The following is a 17,100-nucleotide window of genomic DNA, read 5'->3' on the forward strand; positions in this document are numbered from 1 at the left end:
ACAACAATCCGTAAGAAAATGATAAAATATGGTCATAAACCTTATGGATTTCAGTCAATGCCAATAGACAACATTATCAAATCGCAAGAACAAGGGAAACTGTTTGGTTATAAATTAAAAGAAGAATTAAACCCAAATAATAAGCTATATAAATTAAGAGAATTAATAAATTGGTCTAGGCTCGAAGAGTGGTTATCAAAAAATGTTTGTATTAAGAAATTTGGTAGAAATAGAAAATGTCATAGAGTGATGCTTGGCATAACGATGCTACAAGCAATGTATAATTTTTCAGATTCATTATCAGAGGAAGAGCTAAAAGAGAATATGTATTGGCAGTATTTCTGCGGGTGGGAATATATAGAAAAAGACATAGCTATCTCGGAAACTAGTATACGACGGTTTCGTAGTGTATTAGGTGAAGCTGGATATAATGAGATATTATCGGAGTTGATCAGGGTTGGGATAAAAACTAACACAATTAAAAAAAAAGATTTGGAATTAATCATCGCTGATACGACTGTACAAATTAAGAATATCAAACACCCACACGATGTTTATTTAATGGATAAAGCTAGGCTTAGCATAGTAAAGCTTTGCAACAGTTTGGGTATACATTTGAATGAAACATACGCTAGAACCTATAAACGCGATATAGTAAAGCTATGGAAATATAAAGAACATAGTAAAGCCAAGAAGCGTTGGAAAATAATGAAGCATTTAAAAATATTACTGGGTCGTTTGATTAGAGTATGTGAGCGTGAGATCAAAAATAAGCAATTAAACTTGTCTCTCAAAAATCAAGAAGTATTGCAAAAAATAAAACAAATACATAACCAATCTGTTTTAAAAAGAGAAGCTAAAAAGCAATATAAAGAAGATAACAAAGTATTATATAGTTTTCATGCCCCTGAAGTAGAGTGTATAGGAAAGGGAAAACGCAACAAGCCATATGAGTTTGGCAATAAAGTAGCGGTAGTAGTAAGTGGTCGTAGAAATTTTGTTTTATCCGCAAAATCGTTTCATAATAATCCTTATGATGGTCATACATTGCATCAGAGCTTTGAAGCAGTAGAGAGTGTCACTGGAATCAAGATAAAGAAATCATTTGTTGATCTTGGGTATAGTGGTAGCAATGTAAAGGAGAAGAGTAAGGTATATACCCCAAAAACGCGGAAGAAGTTGTTACAAGAGGACAAGTCTATGATCAAGAGACGCAGTGCCATAGAACCAATAATAGGTCACTTAAAGCAATATGGTCGGATGGGTAGAAACTTCTTGAAAGGTATGATAGGAGATATTATCAATCCAATAATCTCTGCTATTGGTTTGAATTTACGATGCATTGCAAATCATTTACAAATCGTGTCTAACTCCACATAAATCAAAAATATCATCATGCAAAAACTAGATGAACGATAAAAAATCGTTAACAATAGCTCCATATCAAAATTAGACCAACACAGAAATGTATCAGTAAAAATTAACATAACTTATTAATTTTTATTGAAAATCTTAGCAATTTGTTGTCAAAACTCTATCCCATTACAAATGATCAGGATTTGAAGTGTTTTTGGCGGATAGACTAAATAATTTACCAAGAAAAGTGCTCGGTTATAAAACACCCAATGAGGTATGGGAAGAAAATATAAATCTGGCTTAATTAATACTGGAATTTACCAATCTACTCCGCCTTTTATCAGCAAATCTATTGCTTCATTTATTTTTTTATTCTTCTCTATTTGCATTTCTGTTACCTATATTTTTAATTACTTCTAATATAGGCTCAACAAAAATTTACACAATCATTACAAAAGACTCGTTAAGTATGAGTTTAAAGCTCTTTTATTTAAATCAATATCTTCTATTTCGCCATTTTTGCGGTTTTTAAGCTCGACAATATTATTTGCAGCTTTTTTAGGACCAATTATTATTTGGTAAGGTGAGCCGATAAGATCATGCGTTGCAAATTTACTTCCGGCTCTTACGTCAGTGTCATCGTATAACACCTCAATATTTTGAGCAAGTAGCTCATTATAAACTCTTTCTGCAAGCTCTAAGCATTTGCTATCATGAATATTTAGGTTAATTAATGAAATTTTAAAAGGTGCAACAGCGGTAGGCCATATAATACCTTTTGCATCACTATTTGCTTCTATGATAGCTGCAACTAGCCTTGAAATACCTATGCCGTATGAACTCATTTCTATCGGTGTTAATTTGCCATGCTCATCATTAATAAGGGCATTCATGTTAACGGAGTATTTTGTGCCAATATAGAAAATATGTCCAACCTCTATACCTTTGCTACTAGTTATTTCTTTATCAGACGATAATTTACTTGCATCGTGTTTCTCTTCAGCAGCTGCATACCAGCTTTTTATTTCTTCAATATCAATATCGGGGTTATCTTTTAGTGTCTTAAATCTTTTATCGTAATAAATATTGCTTTCACCGGTTTCGGCAATAATATGAAACTCATGGCTTAATTTTCCGCCTATCGGACCATTATCGGCAATAACCGGAACAGCAAATACGCCTAAATCTCTGAAAGTATTAATATAAGCCTTATACATCTGATTGTAAGTCTTAACCGCACTTTCTTCATCAATATCGAAAGAATAGGCATCTTTCATTAGAAATTCTCGACCTCTCATAACACCAAATCGTGGTCTAATTTCGTCACGAAACTTCCATTGAATATGGTAAAGGTTTTTTGGTAAATCCTTATATGATTTAATATTATTACGGAAAATATCCGTCACCATATCTTCATTAGTTGGACCAAATAACAAAGTATTATCATGACGATCTTGAAACTTTAACATCTCTTTGCCGTAATTATCAAAACGTCCGGATTCTACCCATAAATGTGCTGGTTGTATACAAGGCATTAAGACTTCTAGACAACCAGCTTTATCCATATTTGAGCGTACAATATTCTCAATATTTTTAAGCACTTTTAAACCGAGTGGTAACCAGCTATAAATACCGGCAGCTTGTTGCCTAATCATTCCACTTCTAAGCATTAGCTTATGAGAAGTTATTTGGGCTTCACTTGGGTCTTCTTTTAAAACAGGTAAGAAATATTTGGATAGTAACATATTATTTTTTCGAAGTAAGGTTTAAGAATTCATGACGATATTTTTGTTGTTCGGCGAATATTCCCGTATAATGCATAGTGTTCATAATGCTGTTATCTTGCATTACACCACGCATTGACATACAGCTATGTAAAGCTGATATTTTAACTGCAACACCAAGTGGCTTTAAATTTTCCTGCACGCTTTCAGCTATTTGTACTGTCATTTTTTCTTGAATTTGCAATCTCTTAGCAAAAGCGTTTACTATTCGTGCAAGCTTACTTATACCGACAATACAATTATCTGGAATATAAGCTATATGTACTGTACCGCTAAAAGGTAACATATGATGTTCACAAAAAGAGGTGAATTTTATACCTTCTAATGAAATAAAATCTTGAAAATTACCGGTGTCGCTAAATTTTGTTTCTAATATTTCCTCAATATTTTTGCCATATCCTGAAAACTGAAGTTTTGACAAAAATTCTAATTTTTCTGACTAAAGTAAAAATTTATATTTAAAGTTAAATATTTAGTGCTTTTATCAGCTTAAAAGCGATATTTCTACAATTTAAAGTAAATTATTTGATATATAATACAAATTATAGATTGATACACTCGCCACTTTTTTTAATAAAAATTTTTTGTCAAAACTTCAGTGAAAAGATTTCTTCATAGCTTTTGATTACTCTATCCGGAGTTTTAAATAATCCTTCACGATTGGGATCCTCACCGATAAATCTTAATCTCTCAGGGTTTAATTCCCCGAAGCTCTGCTTCGTGATATCATAAGAAACAACTAAAACTGTTTTAGATACCTCGTAGCTCTGCTGCGAGGAGCATCATTCGTCATAATTTTGTTTATTTTTCAAAAAGATTATTTTACCACAAATAAAGACAAACATCAAGCCACCTACTATAGCCATAAGCCCGCCGCCGCCCATCATACCCATTAATAGCTTAGCAGATAGCGGCATTACAGTATTTGGGTCTTTACGCATAACGCCATAACCACCGGCAAAAGCAAGCCCTAATATGTGTAGAATCTGCCCAAAGGTAAGGAGGTAGAGTGTGGTTGTTATTGTCATCCCGCGACTTGATCGCGGGATCCAGTTAAAAATATCAATATTATTGATATTTTTATTTATTTTTTGGATACCGTGGTAAAGCCACGGTATGACACCGAACGCGTTTTTCGATCCATGCAACAACGCCCTACGCTCCTCGCAATGACGTTTAACACTCAAATAACAATACCCCATACAAGCGATGCTTATTCCCACAATAGAGCCATGATAATGTGCAGGGATCACTACATTTATGCCGGATATATTTATGGCTATCAAACCACCGAGTAGGAATAAAGTAATGGAACAGAGGAGGGTGGATTTAGTTATAGAGGCTGTAGTGAGAGTGATATTATTGTATGGCTCTATTTTTTCGTCATTGCGAGGAGCGTAGCGCCGAAGCAATCTCAGGAAATTCTCATGAGATTGCCACGCTCCTTTTAGTTGCTCGCAATGACGACTATAGCATAAAACCCATTCCAGCAACATAACGACCACACATAATCCGGGTGCTATTCCACCTAGATATTTCATATGGTTGGTATAAAATTCTTTAAAATTACCATCAATAATATCGTAAGAGATATGCCCCCAAATAATCAGAGTGCTGAAAACAAAATTTAAATATAGCAAGAACAGATAGAATTTTTGGAATTTTGATTCTCTGCCTATTAGCTTCTCAAATAACATAATCCAAATAAACATTGCTATTTGAGTATATATAAATTGCAGTAAATGACCGCCGCTCCAAAAAAGCAACTCATAATAAAATTCTATCTCGATAGGAATAATTTGGATAACATTTTGTAAATCACTATAAGAACACCAAAAACAAACCCAACTCAAGATATACATTATTATAGTCGATAAAATAGTGAAGTTAATTAAATTACTCCAGTTTGCCCAGTTGAAAAAATATAGAATATTAATAGCATATAGAAGTAAAGTAATACCGAATAAGCTAAGACCTAAGACGAATATTATATTCTCAAGCATCGGTATATAATTATTCATGACCGGATTATGTCCAGCTATAGGGGAAATGGCTATAAGGATGGTAGCAAAGAAAGCGAGTTTGGGGTAGAGGCGGAACGTGTCATTGCGAGCGACTAAAAGGAGCGTGGCAATCTCAGAATGTTTGACAAGATTGCCACGTCGCTTCGCTTCTCGCAATGACGTTCCACTACCCCAAACACTTGCTATAATAGATAGTAGCCAAATTAATACCGATAAATCAACGTGAATAATTAATGCAGATTTGAAAATATGAGGATTGGGGAAAAAGCTAGCTAGTTGCGGCGTGCGAAGTACTACCAGAACAACCGAATATAAACCAGCAAACCCTAAAGATATTATACCAAGCTTAAGCCAAGCTAAGGTTAAATTATTGCTTTGTAAACTAGTATAATTGAAATTCATGATAGAATAATATTAATGGTAGAAATAATTTATTAATCCACTGCTCGCTAATTTTACAAAAATCATCGACAAAACAAAATAATGCAGTAATATCTTTCTTCATGGGGATACTCTTGTTTTTTTGCTAAAAATTATATAGAGTATCTTCTATCCCTTGTAAATACTTACTTCCAAACCTAGATTAATCCAGAATTCAGGTTTGTAAATGATGCTCCTCGCAGCAGAGCTACGAGGTATCTAAAAAAGTTTTAGTTGTTTCTTATGATATCACGAAGCAGAGCTTCGGGGAATTAAACCCTGAGAGATTAATTCTAATACTATCCCCGTTTTTTCTGAAGCACTGAAAATTTTTACTTTATTTTTCTTCATCTTTCCTCTTAAGTTTATTGCTATTTATTCTAACTTATTGCGGAAACACACTCCTTCATTTTTTTGTCCAATTTTTTCATGTATGGACCTCCTGTAGAATGCAAGAAAAAAATAACATCAATAATAAAAACAAACAAATGCAGTCATGTATCCGGCTTATAGCTGATAAATCAACCTAATTTATTCTACAGCCCTGATGGAATTCGCTGGCTTACAAACTATATACTTATCAGTCCATCGGCTTCTAAAAGAGCCACTGAAAAACGCAGTTTTTTTGTAAGCTAAGGTTTGTCTTATTTACCATCAATATTAATTATCTCAAGCATATTTCGGGTTGGAATCTCTTACATATTGTTTTGCTTTTACCTATTCATTATATAAATCACCATTTATTTTACTTATAAGTGCTATGCTACACACTCTTTAGCTACAAACTTTACTCTCTACATAATCATCTCCTGATCTTAGTACAGCAAACACCACTCTTGCCAACTTATTAGCTATGGCAACTGTCGTTTTATTATGGCTACTTCGCTCAGATAAATTAAACATCCATTTCGTAAATTGGCTAAAATCTTTTTTAGATTTCTGTTCTTCCGATGTAAATCTTATCTTGGCATTTAGTACAGCTCTAGCCCCTTGAATTAATAAAGTGCGTAAGTATACATCACCTCGCTTGCTAATTCCCAGCAGCTTATCCTTCCCACCACTTGAATGTTGTCTTGGCACTAATCCTAGCCATGCCGATAATTGCCTGCCATTCTCAAAACTTGTAGCATTACCTATTGATGCTATTAAAGCAGTAGCAGTAATTAAACCAAGACCAGGTATAGCTCTTAATCGTTGATATTGAGTTAGGTTACTTGCTATCATTGTTAATCGTTTTTCTATCTCTTTTATTTTTCTGTTATTATCTAAGAATTCTTCTTTTAGTTCACTAAATGTTTGATAACTTAACTGGCTTAATTTCCCTGCATCTAAAATCTCAATTAATTTTGTGATAACCTTATTAATGCCTTGAGGAACAATAAAACCAAACTCATGTAGTAGCCCCCTAATTTCATTAGCAAGTGCTGTACGATTTTTTACCAATCTCTCTCTTACCCTATGTATTGATAAAATTTCTTGTTGCTCTATAGCTAACACGGAAATGTTTCTACCACATATTAGGAAAAACTTAGGCATTGATCAATAATTTTATGTAAACAGTTTTTAAAGTTAGTCCAGCAATGTTTAATAGGATTTAGATCTGGTGAATATGTGAGTAAATACAAAAACTATGGTAAAAACCTTTTCGCGTTAGCTATATAGTTTTAATTGCAACAAATCTCATATTAGGTCTTGTCACGGCTTCACATATCGCTTCAGCATCTGCTTGATCATTTTTATTAGTTTTAACATATGGTTTGACAAATTGCGGTGCCATTAGTTTTACTTCATGCCCTAATTTAGTTATTTCTCTTGCCCAATAACTAGAACCACCACAAGCTTCCATCCCTACTAAACATTGTGGTAAATTAGCCATAAATGTCAAAACCTGATCTCTCATCAATTTTTTCTTTAATACTGTCTTGCCATTTTTATCTACACCATGAATTTGAAAAATTCTTTTTGCAATATCTATACCAATTGTAGTAACCTCCATATGGACCTCCTTAATTGTTGTTTTAATATGTTAAATATTAACCCTAGAAGATTAGCAACTGCTTTTCATTCTCTATATCAGGAGGTCCATACCATTAGTCCATTATAGTTCACGAAATTTACACAATTGATGAGACAGAGCCTACTACTCATTTTTTTGTCTTGATTTTTCATGTATGGACCTCCTGTAGAATGCAAGAAAAAAATAACATCAATAATAAAAACAAACAAATGCAGTCATGTATCCGGCTTATAGCTGATAAATCAACCTAATTTATTCTACAGCCCTGATGGAATTCGCTGGCTTACAAACTATATACTTATCAGTCCATCGGCTTCTAAAAGAGCCACTGAAAAACGCAGTTTTTTTGTAAGCTAAGGTTTGTCTTATTTACCATCAATATTAATTATCTCAAGCATATTTCGGGTTGGAATCTCTTACATATTGTTTTGCTTTTACCTATTCATTATATAAATCACCATTTATTTTACTTATAAGTGCTATGCTACACACTCTTTAGCTACAAACTTTACTCTCTACATAATCATCTCCTGATCTTAGTACAGCAAACACCACTCTTGCCAACTTATTAGCTATGGCAACTGTCGTTTTATTATGGCTACTTCGCTCAGATAAATTAAACATCCATTTCGTAAATTGGCTAAAATCTTTTTTAGATTTCTGTTCTTCCGATGTAAATCTTATCTTGGCATTTAGTACAGCTCTAGCCCCTTGAATTAATAAAGTGCGTAAGTATACATCACCTCGCTTGCTAATTCCCAGCAGCTTATCCTTCCCACCACTTGAATGTTGTCTTGGCACTAATCCTAGCCATGCCGATAATTGCCTGCCATTCTCAAAACTTGTAGCATTACCTATTGATGCTATTAAAGCAGTAGCAGTAATTAAACCAAGACCAGGTATAGCTCTTAATCGTTGATATTGAGTTAGGTTACTTGCTATCATTGTTAATCGTTTTTCTATCTCTTTTATTTTTCTGTTATTATCTAAGAATTCTTCTTTTAGTTCACTAAATGTTTGATAACTTAACTGGCTTAATTTCCCTGCATCTAAAATCTCAATTAATTTTGTGATAACCTTATTAATGCCTTGAGGAACAATAAAACCAAACTCATGTAGTAGCCCCCTAATTTCATTAGCAAGTGCTGTACGATTTTTTACCAATCTCTCTCTTACCCTATGTATTGATAAAATTTCTTGTTGCTCTATAGTTTTAATTGCAACAAATCTCATATTAGGTCTTGTCACGGCTTCACATATCGCTTCAGCATCTGCTTGATCATTTTTATTAGTTTTAACATATGGTTTGACAAATTGCGGTGCCATTAGTTTTACTTCATGCCCTAATTTAGTTATTTCTCTTGCCCAATAACTAGAACCACCACAAGCTTCCATCCCTACTAAACATTGTGGTAAATTAGCCATAAATGTCAAAACCTGATCTCTCATCAATTTTTTCTTTAATACTGTCTTGCCATTTTTATCTACACCATGAATTTGAAAAATTCTTTTTGCAATATCTATACCAATTGTAGTAACCTCCATATGGACCTCCTTAATTGTTGTTTTAATATGTTAAATATTAACCCTAGAAGATTAGCAACTGCTTTTCATTCTCTATATCAGGAGGTCCATACCATTAGTCCACTATCTCTATATCCAGAGGGATACCAGATCATAGAAATATTAGAAATAATCATCAGGTCAAACCATTTGCACCAGTAATACGCAAAAGTAATAAACATGGTAAGTTGGAAATTACAATAAAATCAAGTTTTGATGGAAGTAATCAAATTACCAAAACCTCATTTAATCTCTCAGGGTTTAATTCCCCGAAGCTCTGCTTCGTGATATCATAAGAAACAACTAAAACTTTTTTAGATACCTCGTAGCTCTGCTGCGAGGAGCATCATTAAAAAGCTAGCATTACCCAATAATATTAGTGAGTATAAACCAGCAATATTAGACAAAATTGCTACAGTTTTTGATACATTATGTATCCAAATAGAATAAATAAATTTTGTTATTACTAAAAACGCTAATTTAGGATAAGGGATAGATAGAAAGCTTATAGATAAAGGGTTTAAAGAAGATTAATGTTGAGTTATGATAGATTTTTTTAATATACTAAAAAATAGAATGAACCTAGAGCATACAAGGCATAGATCTCCTGTTAATTTCTTGGTGCATATTCTAGCTTGTGTTACTTCTTATGCTATCACTAAATCTCGTATAAAACTTGATGCTTTAGCTCCAGAACAACTTCTCTTATCCTAAATTGGCGTTAAAAAAGTATAAAAAAATTGGAATACATTTCTCCGTATGGAAAGGATTGTGTCAAAACTTCAGTAGGATGGATTTTCGCATTTTTATATGAAATTTCTAAAATTTTTGCTTTCTTACTTGTTTTAGTTTTCCGGAAAATTATACGAATTAAACGAATTTTTAAGCAGATATAGCTAACACGGAAATGTTTCTACCACAGATTAGGAAAAACTTAGGCATTGATCAATAATTTTACGTAAACAGTTTTTAAAGTTAGTCCAGCAATGTTTAATAGGATTTAGATCTGGTGAATATGTGAGTAAATACAAAAACTATGGTAAAAACCTTTCCGCGTTAGCTATATGTTAGGCGGCACGGTTAAATATTCTTCTTTCCATAGCTCGTTATAAAGGATAGGGTCGATATTACCGCCGGATATTAGCACAAGCAGCTTTTTAGGAGTTGTTTGTGTTTTTAACCAGTTTACCACTGAAGCCATATTTATACTACTTGATGGCTCACATATTACTTTAAGCAAATGGGTAAGCCAAGCCGTCCAATAATATATTTCATATTCATCTGCTAAATAAAAATGATCAAGTTTTTTTAAATACTCAAAAGTACGAGCCGAAACACTTAGAGTTTTAAGACCGTCGGCAATAGTATTAGGTGAATCCTTAAACCTAAATATTTCATTATTCTTAACTGATAAATAAGCATCATTAGCCGATAGCGGTTCTGAACCTATCAACAAGCTAGTTGGTGATATTAATTCTTTCGCAAGGTAAGAGCCTGAGATCAGTCCGCCACCACCGCAAGAGGCAAAAATAGCATCAGGGCTAAATCCAAGCTGTTGCAAAGCCTCATAACATAACGTACCAGCTCCCGCTATCGTAGAATCGCTATCGGATGGGTGCATATAGTAAAAGCCTTGCATTTCATCTAGCTTTGCTTTTTCTTCTGCTTCTTGCCGAGTATCGGTATATATAACTTCCCCACCATAATGAATTACTGCTTGCTGTTTTACACGAGAAGTATTTAACGGCAAATAAATTCTTGCTTTAATACCAAGTATTTTACCGGCATAAGCAAGTCCGATTCCATGATTACCTGTGCTATAACCAACTATTTTTTCAGGTAGCTTTCCTCGTTCTTTTAATTCTAATAAATGATTTAATACGCCTCTTACTTTAAATGCACCAGTTTTTTGCAGTGATTCAACCTTAAAAAAAACCTCATGTCCAAGCATCTCGTTTAAGCTTTCGGAATGAACCATCGGAGTTAAATGCAGATATTGTTTAATCCTGTTATGTGCAGTTGCTACATTTTTAGGATTTTGAAGTAATAAATTCATAAATAATAATGGTAGCTTGAAATAGTCTTAATACTATATTATATAATTAATACCCGTCAAATTTCAAAGGTTTTAATTGATGAAGAAAAAATCACTGCCATTAATGGCACTGCGAGATATAGTAGTATTTCCTGGTGTAATTGCTCCTGTATTTGTAGGTAGGCAAAAATCCCTGCATGCTCTTTCTAATACAACACTTTCTGAAGAAGATAATAGCAAGTACATTTTAGTAACATTGCAGAAAAAATTTGATCAAGAAAACCCAAATAAAAACGAGCTTTACGATGTTGGTATACTTGCTAAGGTTATGCAAATAGTAAAATTACCTAACACTACTGCAAAAATATTAGTAGAAGCAATAGCAAGAGTAAAGATAAGTAATATTAAAGGTGATGAAGCATTTGAAGCAAGTTACGAAATTATCCCTGATGAAGAAATATTCGATGCTAATAATATGCGGTCATTAGTTGATAATGCTGTGCAATTATTTGCTAAATATGCCGGTAGTGATAAAAAAATCAATGCAGAAATTATTGAAACTATAAATAAAGAAATAAGTGAGACTAGTAATTTTATAAATATTATAAATATTTTAGCTTCACATCTGATTACTTCGCTTGAAGAAAAACAACGCTTACTTGAGGAAACAAGTCCTTTTAAGCGTATCAGTACAATTATTAACATTCTTACATCCAATATAGTTAATTCAGAAACCGAACAAGCTTTGCAACAAAGGGTGAAAAAACAAATAGAGAAAACCCAGCGTGATTATTATTTGCATGAGCAGATGAAAGCGATTCAGAAAGAGCTTGATGAAGATAAATCAGATCTTGCTGAATTTGATAAAAAAATTAAAGCTGCAAAACTATCGAAAGAAGCTAGAGAAAAAGCCGAAGCTGAACTTAAAAAGCTCCGCACTATGAATCAGATGTCAGCAGAATCCGGAGTAACACGTAATTATCTTGAAACACTACTTAGCCTGCCTTGGGGTAAATATGATAATAGTAAAATCGATATTAACCAAGCTGAAAAAATTTTAAATCGCGATCATTTTGGCTTAGAGAAAGTTAAAGAGCGAATAATAGAATATTTAGCAGTATTACAGCGTTCCAGTAAAATTAGAGGTCCTATATTATGCTTAATCGGTCCTCCTGGCGTTGGTAAAACATCTTTAATAAAATCTATTGCCGAGGGGATGGGTAGAAAATATACCAAGTTTGCCTTAGGTGGTGTTCGAGATGAGGCTGAAATTAGAGGGCATAGAAAAACTTATCTTGGCTCAATGCCTGGTAAAATCCTTACTCAGCTTAAGAAAGTTAAGACAAGTAACCCGGTTATGTTACTTGATGAAATAGATAAAATGGGTTCGGACTTTAGAGGTGATCCTGCATCAGCATTGCTTGAGGTGTTAGATCCTGAACAAAATAGCCATTTTGTTGATCATTATTTAGAAGTGGAATATGATTTATCAAATGTAATATTTATTGCAACTGCTAACTCTTATAATTTACCTAGAGCTTTAATCGATAGAATGGAAATTATCGATATTTCAGGTTATGTAGAAGAGGAAAAAATTCAAATTGCTAAGAATTATCTAGTTCCTAAGCAGCTTAAAATGCATAAAATTAAAAAGGATGAAATTACTATCTTCGATGATGCTATTTTAGATTTAATTAGATATTACACTAAAGAGTCAGGCGTAAGATCATTAGAGCGTGAAATAGGAGCATTAACCAGAAAGGCATTAAAGCAAATTCTAGCTGATAAAAAAGTTAAGCATATTTCTGTAGATAGCAATAATCTAGAAGAGTTTTTAGGTGCTAGAAAATATAATTTTGGTCTTGCAGAAAAAAACGATCAAATAGGTAGCACCACAGGGCTTGCTTATACGGAGGTAGGCGGCGAGCTTTTAACTATTGAAGCTTTATCATTCCCGGGTAAAGGTGAAATAAAAACTACCGGAAAGCTTGGCGATGTAATGAAAGAATCAGCAATGGCTGCATATAGTTGCTTTAGAAGTAGAGCGGCTGATTTTGGCTTAAAATATGAAGATTATAAAGATTTTGATGTTCATATCCATGTTCCCGCCGGTGCTATTCCAAAAGATGGACCTTCTGCCGGTTGTGCTTTGTTTACCACCATTGTTTCGTTAATGACTAAAATACCAGTACGCCGCACTGTTGCTATGACTGGTGAGGTAACTTTACGAGGGAATGTTCTACCGATTGGCGGTCTTAAGGAAAAGCTGCTAGCCGCAAGCAGGGGAGGGATTAAAACCGTATTAATTCCTGAAGAAAACGTCAAGGATTTAAAAGACATACCACCGAATATAAAAAGTAGTCTAGAAATTATCCCTGTCTCAAATATTGATCAGGTACTAGAGCATGCATTGACTAAGAAGCCTTAGAATACTAGGTATCACAGCGTTATTTTTGTCATCTAGCTCACTTGTAGTGGGATATCATGGACTAATGGTATGGACCTCCTGATATAGAGAATGAAAAGCAGTTGCTAATCTTCTAGGGTTAATATTTAACATATTAAAACAACAATTAAGGAGGTCCATATGGAGGTTACTACAATTGGTATAGATATTGCAAAAAGAATTTTTCAAATTCATGGTGTAGATAAAAATGGCAAGACAGTATTAAAGAAAAAATTGATGAGAGATCAGGTTTTGACATTTATGGCTAATTTACCACAATGTTTAGTAGGGATGGAAGCTTGTGGTGGTTCTAGTTATTGGGCAAGAGAAATAACTAAATTAGGGCATGAAGTAAAACTAATGGCACCGCAATTTGTCAAACCATATGTTAAAACTAATAAAAATGATCAAGCAGATGCTGAAGCGATATGTGAAGCCGTGACAAGACCTAATATGAGATTTGTTGCAATTAAAACTATAGAGCAACAAGAAATTTTATCAATACATAGGGTAAGAGAGAGATTGGTAAAAAATCGTACAGCACTTGCTAATGAAATTAGGGGGCTACTACATGAGTTTGGTTTTATTGTTCCTCAAGGCATTAATAAGGTTATCACAAAATTAATTGAGATTTTAGATGCAGGGAAATTAAGCCAGTTAAGTTATCAAACATTTAGTGAACTAAAAGAAGAATTCTTAGATAATAACAGAAAAATAAAAGAGATAGAAAAACGATTAACAATGATAGCAAGTAACCTAACTCAATATCAACGATTAAGAGCTATACCTGGTCTTGGTTTAATTACTGCTACTGCTTTAATAGCATCAATAGGTAATGCTACAAGTTTTGAGAATGGCAGGCAATTATCGGCATGGCTAGGATTAGTGCCAAGACAACATTCAAGTGGTGGGAAGGATAAGCTGCTGGGAATTAGCAAGCGAGGTGATGTATACTTACGCACTTTATTAATTCAAGGGGCTAGAGCTGTACTAAATGCCAAGATAAGATTTACATCGGAAGAACAGAAATCTAAAAAAGATTTTAGCCAATTTACGAAATGGATGTTTAATTTATCTGAGCGAAGTAGCCATAATAAAACGACAGTTGCCATAGCTAATAAGTTGGCAAGAGTGGTGTTTGCTGTACTAAGATCAGGAGATGATTATGTAGAGAGTAAAGTTTGTAGCTAAAGAGTGTGTAGCATAGCACTTATAAGTAAAATAAATGGTGATTTATATAATGAATAGGTAAAAGCAAAACAATATGTAAGAGATTCCAACCCGAAATATGCTTGAGATAATTAATATTGATGGTAAATAAGACAAACCTTAGCTTACAAAAAAACTGCGTTTTTCAGTGGCTCTTTTAGAAGCCGATGGACTGATAAGTATATAGTTTGTAAGCCAGCGAATTCCATCAGGGCTGTAGAATAAATTAGGTTGATTTATCAGCTATAAGCCGGATACATGACTGCATTTGTTTGTTTTTATTATTGATGTTATTTTTTTCTTGCATTCTACAGGAGGTCCATACATGAAAAAATTGGACAAAAAAATGAAGGAGTGTGTTTCCGCAATAAGTTAGAATAAATAGCAATAAACTTAAGAGGAAAGATGAAGAAAAATAAAGTAAAAATTTTCAGTGCTTCAGAAAAAACGGGGATAGTATTAGAATTAATAAAAGAGGAGTCGACACTTGGTCAGTTAGCTTCAAAATATGCAATAAGTGTTAAAACAATTCAAAATTGGAAAAAACAGTTTTTAGGTAATGCGGCATTAGCTTTTGAACCAGCTAAAGTTTTGAGTGAATATCAAGAACAAATAAATCATTTACAAGAGCAAAATGATGAACTTGCTAAAGCTCTTGGTAGAATCACAGTTGAGAGGGACTGGGCCGTGGGAAAGCTCAAAAGCTTGGATTTATCAAATAAAAAGAGTCTTGTACACTCCAAGCTAAATCAACTCTCAAAATCAAGACAGTGTGCACTATTAAAGATTAGTCGATCTACAGCCTACTATAAATCCAAGGAGATGAGTATAAATAAATTAAGTATTTTAAACCTGAATTCTGGATTAGCTAATTTTGAGATATAGCAGGTTTGTTAGGTTTCATACAGTATGCAATTAGGGCGGATAAGATTAGTGCTTTTATCAGCTTAAAAGCGATATTTCTACAATTTAAAGTAAATTATTTGATATATAATACAAATTATAGATTGATACACTCGCCACTTTTTTTAATCTCTCAGGGTTTAATTCCCCGAAGCTCTGCTTCGTGATGTACTACTTGAATGGAAGAAAGCAGTTATATACATAAGAGTCATAATGTCACAGTACTAATATATCATTTAGTAACGCCGGCAAAGTATAGAAGACAGGAGTTTCGCACTTAGCAAAAAGTATGTTAATCTAGAGAAAAATAGTTTTAGATAAAAATGACAAGAACAAAATGTAGCAAGGACTTATATAAATCATTTTTACAAGCAAGTAGTGTCAGATATACTAGCAAGGCATTATCTGAAGTGAGTCCAGTAGATCTATCTCACGATAGTGCAAGTCGATGGTTAAAGAGTAAGGATTTTCGTCCTAGCGAAATCTATAAGGAAGTGTCAAAATATATAGATTGGGAAGCACCGTGTTTATTAGTGGGGGATGACACCTTATTATCAAAGCAATACAGTCAGAAGATTGAGCTTGTACGTTATCAATATTCTGGAGCTGTACATGATGTTATACCTGGTATAGGAATGGTAAACTTACTACATTACAATACTAAAATTGCTCAATCTACTCCCGTAGATTATAGAATATATGATAAAGACACTGATGGTAAAACAAAGAATGAGCATTTTTGTGATATGCTTACTTTAGCTAAAGCAAGAGGTCTCAATCCTGATGCCATAGTCATGGATGCTTGGTATAGCGGGTTGGAGAATTTAAAACATATACGTAATTTAGGCTGGCTATGGGTTACCACCCTAAGGAAAAATAGAAAAGTTAATCATAATGTTAGCTTGGAAAGTTTAGAGATACCCGATGAGGGGCTAAAAATTCACCTACGTGGATACGGTTGGGTTACGGTATTTAAGTTTGTGGCAAAGAATGGTCGCATTGATTACATAACAACGAACTTGGAAAATCCCACACGTGAGCAAATAGAGAAAATTGTTAAGGCACGTTGGTCTATAGAGGTTTATCATCGAGAATTAAAACAAACTTGTGGTATTGAACGCTGTCAGGCACGCACGGGCCGAGCTCAAAGAAATCATATTTGCCTTGCAGTATTTGCCTGGCTTGATATGAATAAAAGGAGGATAAATGAAAACATTACTTTATATCAACAAACTTGGGAAGTTATAAAAACATCAATTCAAAACAATATCAGATGGCTTTTAACTGATTCGCAACTTTGCTAAGTGCGAAACTCCTGGAAGAGTAATATTCAATCAAGAACG

Annotated in this window: 9 protein-coding genes and 7 pseudogenes; 7 read left to right on the forward strand and 9 right to left on the reverse strand. The window is 33.7% G+C overall.

Going from position 1 to position 17,100, the window contains the following annotated elements; genetic code table 11:
* Nucleotides 1–18: 18 nt before the first annotated feature.
* Entirely contained in the window at nt 19–1,380 is a 1,362-nt protein-coding gene (locus AAHI98_RS11810) for an IS5 family transposase (protein ID WP_342224717.1), read from the forward strand.
* A 425-nt stretch (nt 1,381–1,805) separates the two neighbouring features.
* Here AAHI98_RS11810 and proS read toward each other — a convergent pair whose 3' ends face one another.
* From proS to AAHI98_RS11845, 8 genes and pseudogenes are all read right to left on the reverse strand, one after another.
* Nucleotides 1,806–3,101, reverse strand: coding sequence for a proline--tRNA ligase (proS, locus tag AAHI98_RS11815; protein ID WP_342225943.1), 1,296 nt, complete (start codon nt 3,099–3,101; stop codon nt 1,806–1,808).
* A 1-nt stretch (nt 3,102) separates the two neighbouring features.
* Nucleotides 3,103–3,546, reverse strand: a pseudogene (gene folE / locus AAHI98_RS11820) (GTP cyclohydrolase I); the annotation flags it as partial.
* Between the two features lie 181 nt (nt 3,547–3,727).
* The gene (locus AAHI98_RS11825) at nt 3,728–3,865 is read right to left on the reverse strand and encodes a GTP cyclohydrolase I (protein ID WP_410526253.1); all 138 of its coding nucleotides are present in this window, start codon (nt 3,863–3,865) and stop codon (nt 3,728–3,730) included.
* 57 nt (nt 3,866–3,922) lie between these two features.
* Nucleotides 3,923–5,233 (reverse strand): annotated as a pseudogene (locus AAHI98_RS18220) (hypothetical protein); the annotation flags it as partial.
* Nucleotides 5,234–5,576: 343 nt separating this feature from the next.
* Nucleotides 5,577–5,669, reverse strand: a pseudogene (locus AAHI98_RS18715) (IS982 family transposase); the annotation flags it as partial.
* Nucleotides 5,670–6,358: 689 nt separating this feature from the next.
* A pseudogene (locus AAHI98_RS11835) lies at nt 6,359–7,054 on the reverse strand (IS110 family RNA-guided transposase); the annotation flags it as partial.
* Between the two features lie 190 nt (nt 7,055–7,244).
* Nucleotides 7,245–7,580 (reverse strand): annotated as a pseudogene (locus tag AAHI98_RS11840) (IS110 family transposase); the annotation flags it as partial.
* A 516-nt stretch (nt 7,581–8,096) separates the two neighbouring features.
* Entirely contained in the window at nt 8,097–9,146 is a 1,050-nt protein-coding gene (locus AAHI98_RS11845) for an IS110 family RNA-guided transposase (protein ID WP_342224642.1), read from the reverse strand.
* 573 nt (nt 9,147–9,719) lie between these two features.
* On the opposite strand from AAHI98_RS11845, the pseudogene AAHI98_RS18720 reads away from it, so the two are divergent.
* Nucleotides 9,720–9,878, forward strand: a pseudogene (locus AAHI98_RS18720) (IS982 family transposase); the annotation flags it as partial.
* 346 nt (nt 9,879–10,224) lie between these two features.
* Here AAHI98_RS18720 and AAHI98_RS11850 read toward each other — a convergent pair.
* Nucleotides 10,225–11,220 carry a serine/threonine dehydratase gene (locus AAHI98_RS11850; RefSeq protein WP_342225945.1) on the reverse strand — a complete coding sequence of 332 codons (996 nt, stop codon included), beginning with the start codon at nt 11,218–11,220 and terminating at the stop codon, nt 10,225–10,227.
* A 79-nt stretch (nt 11,221–11,299) separates the two neighbouring features.
* Between AAHI98_RS11850 and lon the strand changes: the two genes are divergently transcribed.
* The 5 genes and pseudogenes from lon (at nt 11,300) to AAHI98_RS11870 (ending at nt 17,061) form a co-directional block, all read left to right on the forward strand.
* Nucleotides 11,300–13,627, forward strand: coding sequence for an endopeptidase La (gene lon, locus AAHI98_RS11855; protein WP_342225946.1), 2,328 nt, complete (start codon nt 11,300–11,302; stop codon nt 13,625–13,627).
* A 159-nt stretch (nt 13,628–13,786) separates the two neighbouring features.
* A complete protein-coding gene (locus AAHI98_RS11860) occupies nt 13,787–14,836 on the forward strand; it encodes an IS110 family RNA-guided transposase (protein WP_342224642.1) in 1,050 nt (349 codons plus the stop codon).
* A 423-nt stretch (nt 14,837–15,259) separates the two neighbouring features.
* A complete protein-coding gene (locus AAHI98_RS11865) occupies nt 15,260–15,739 on the forward strand; it encodes a transposase (RefSeq protein WP_342225947.1) in 480 nt (159 codons plus the stop codon).
* A 197-nt stretch (nt 15,740–15,936) separates the two neighbouring features.
* A pseudogene (locus AAHI98_RS18225) lies at nt 15,937–16,029 on the forward strand (IS200/IS605 family transposase); the annotation flags it as partial.
* A 51-nt stretch (nt 16,030–16,080) separates the two neighbouring features.
* Nucleotides 16,081–17,061 (forward strand): IS701 family transposase, encoded by a 981-nt coding sequence (locus AAHI98_RS11870; RefSeq protein ID WP_342225548.1) that lies wholly within the window; start codon nt 16,081–16,083, stop codon nt 17,059–17,061.
* The last annotated feature ends 39 nt before the right edge of the window (nt 17,062–17,100 follow it).

Source organism: Rickettsia endosymbiont of Urophora cardui (assembly GCF_964030725.1).
GTDB lineage: Bacteria > Pseudomonadota > Alphaproteobacteria > Rickettsiales > Rickettsiaceae > Rickettsia.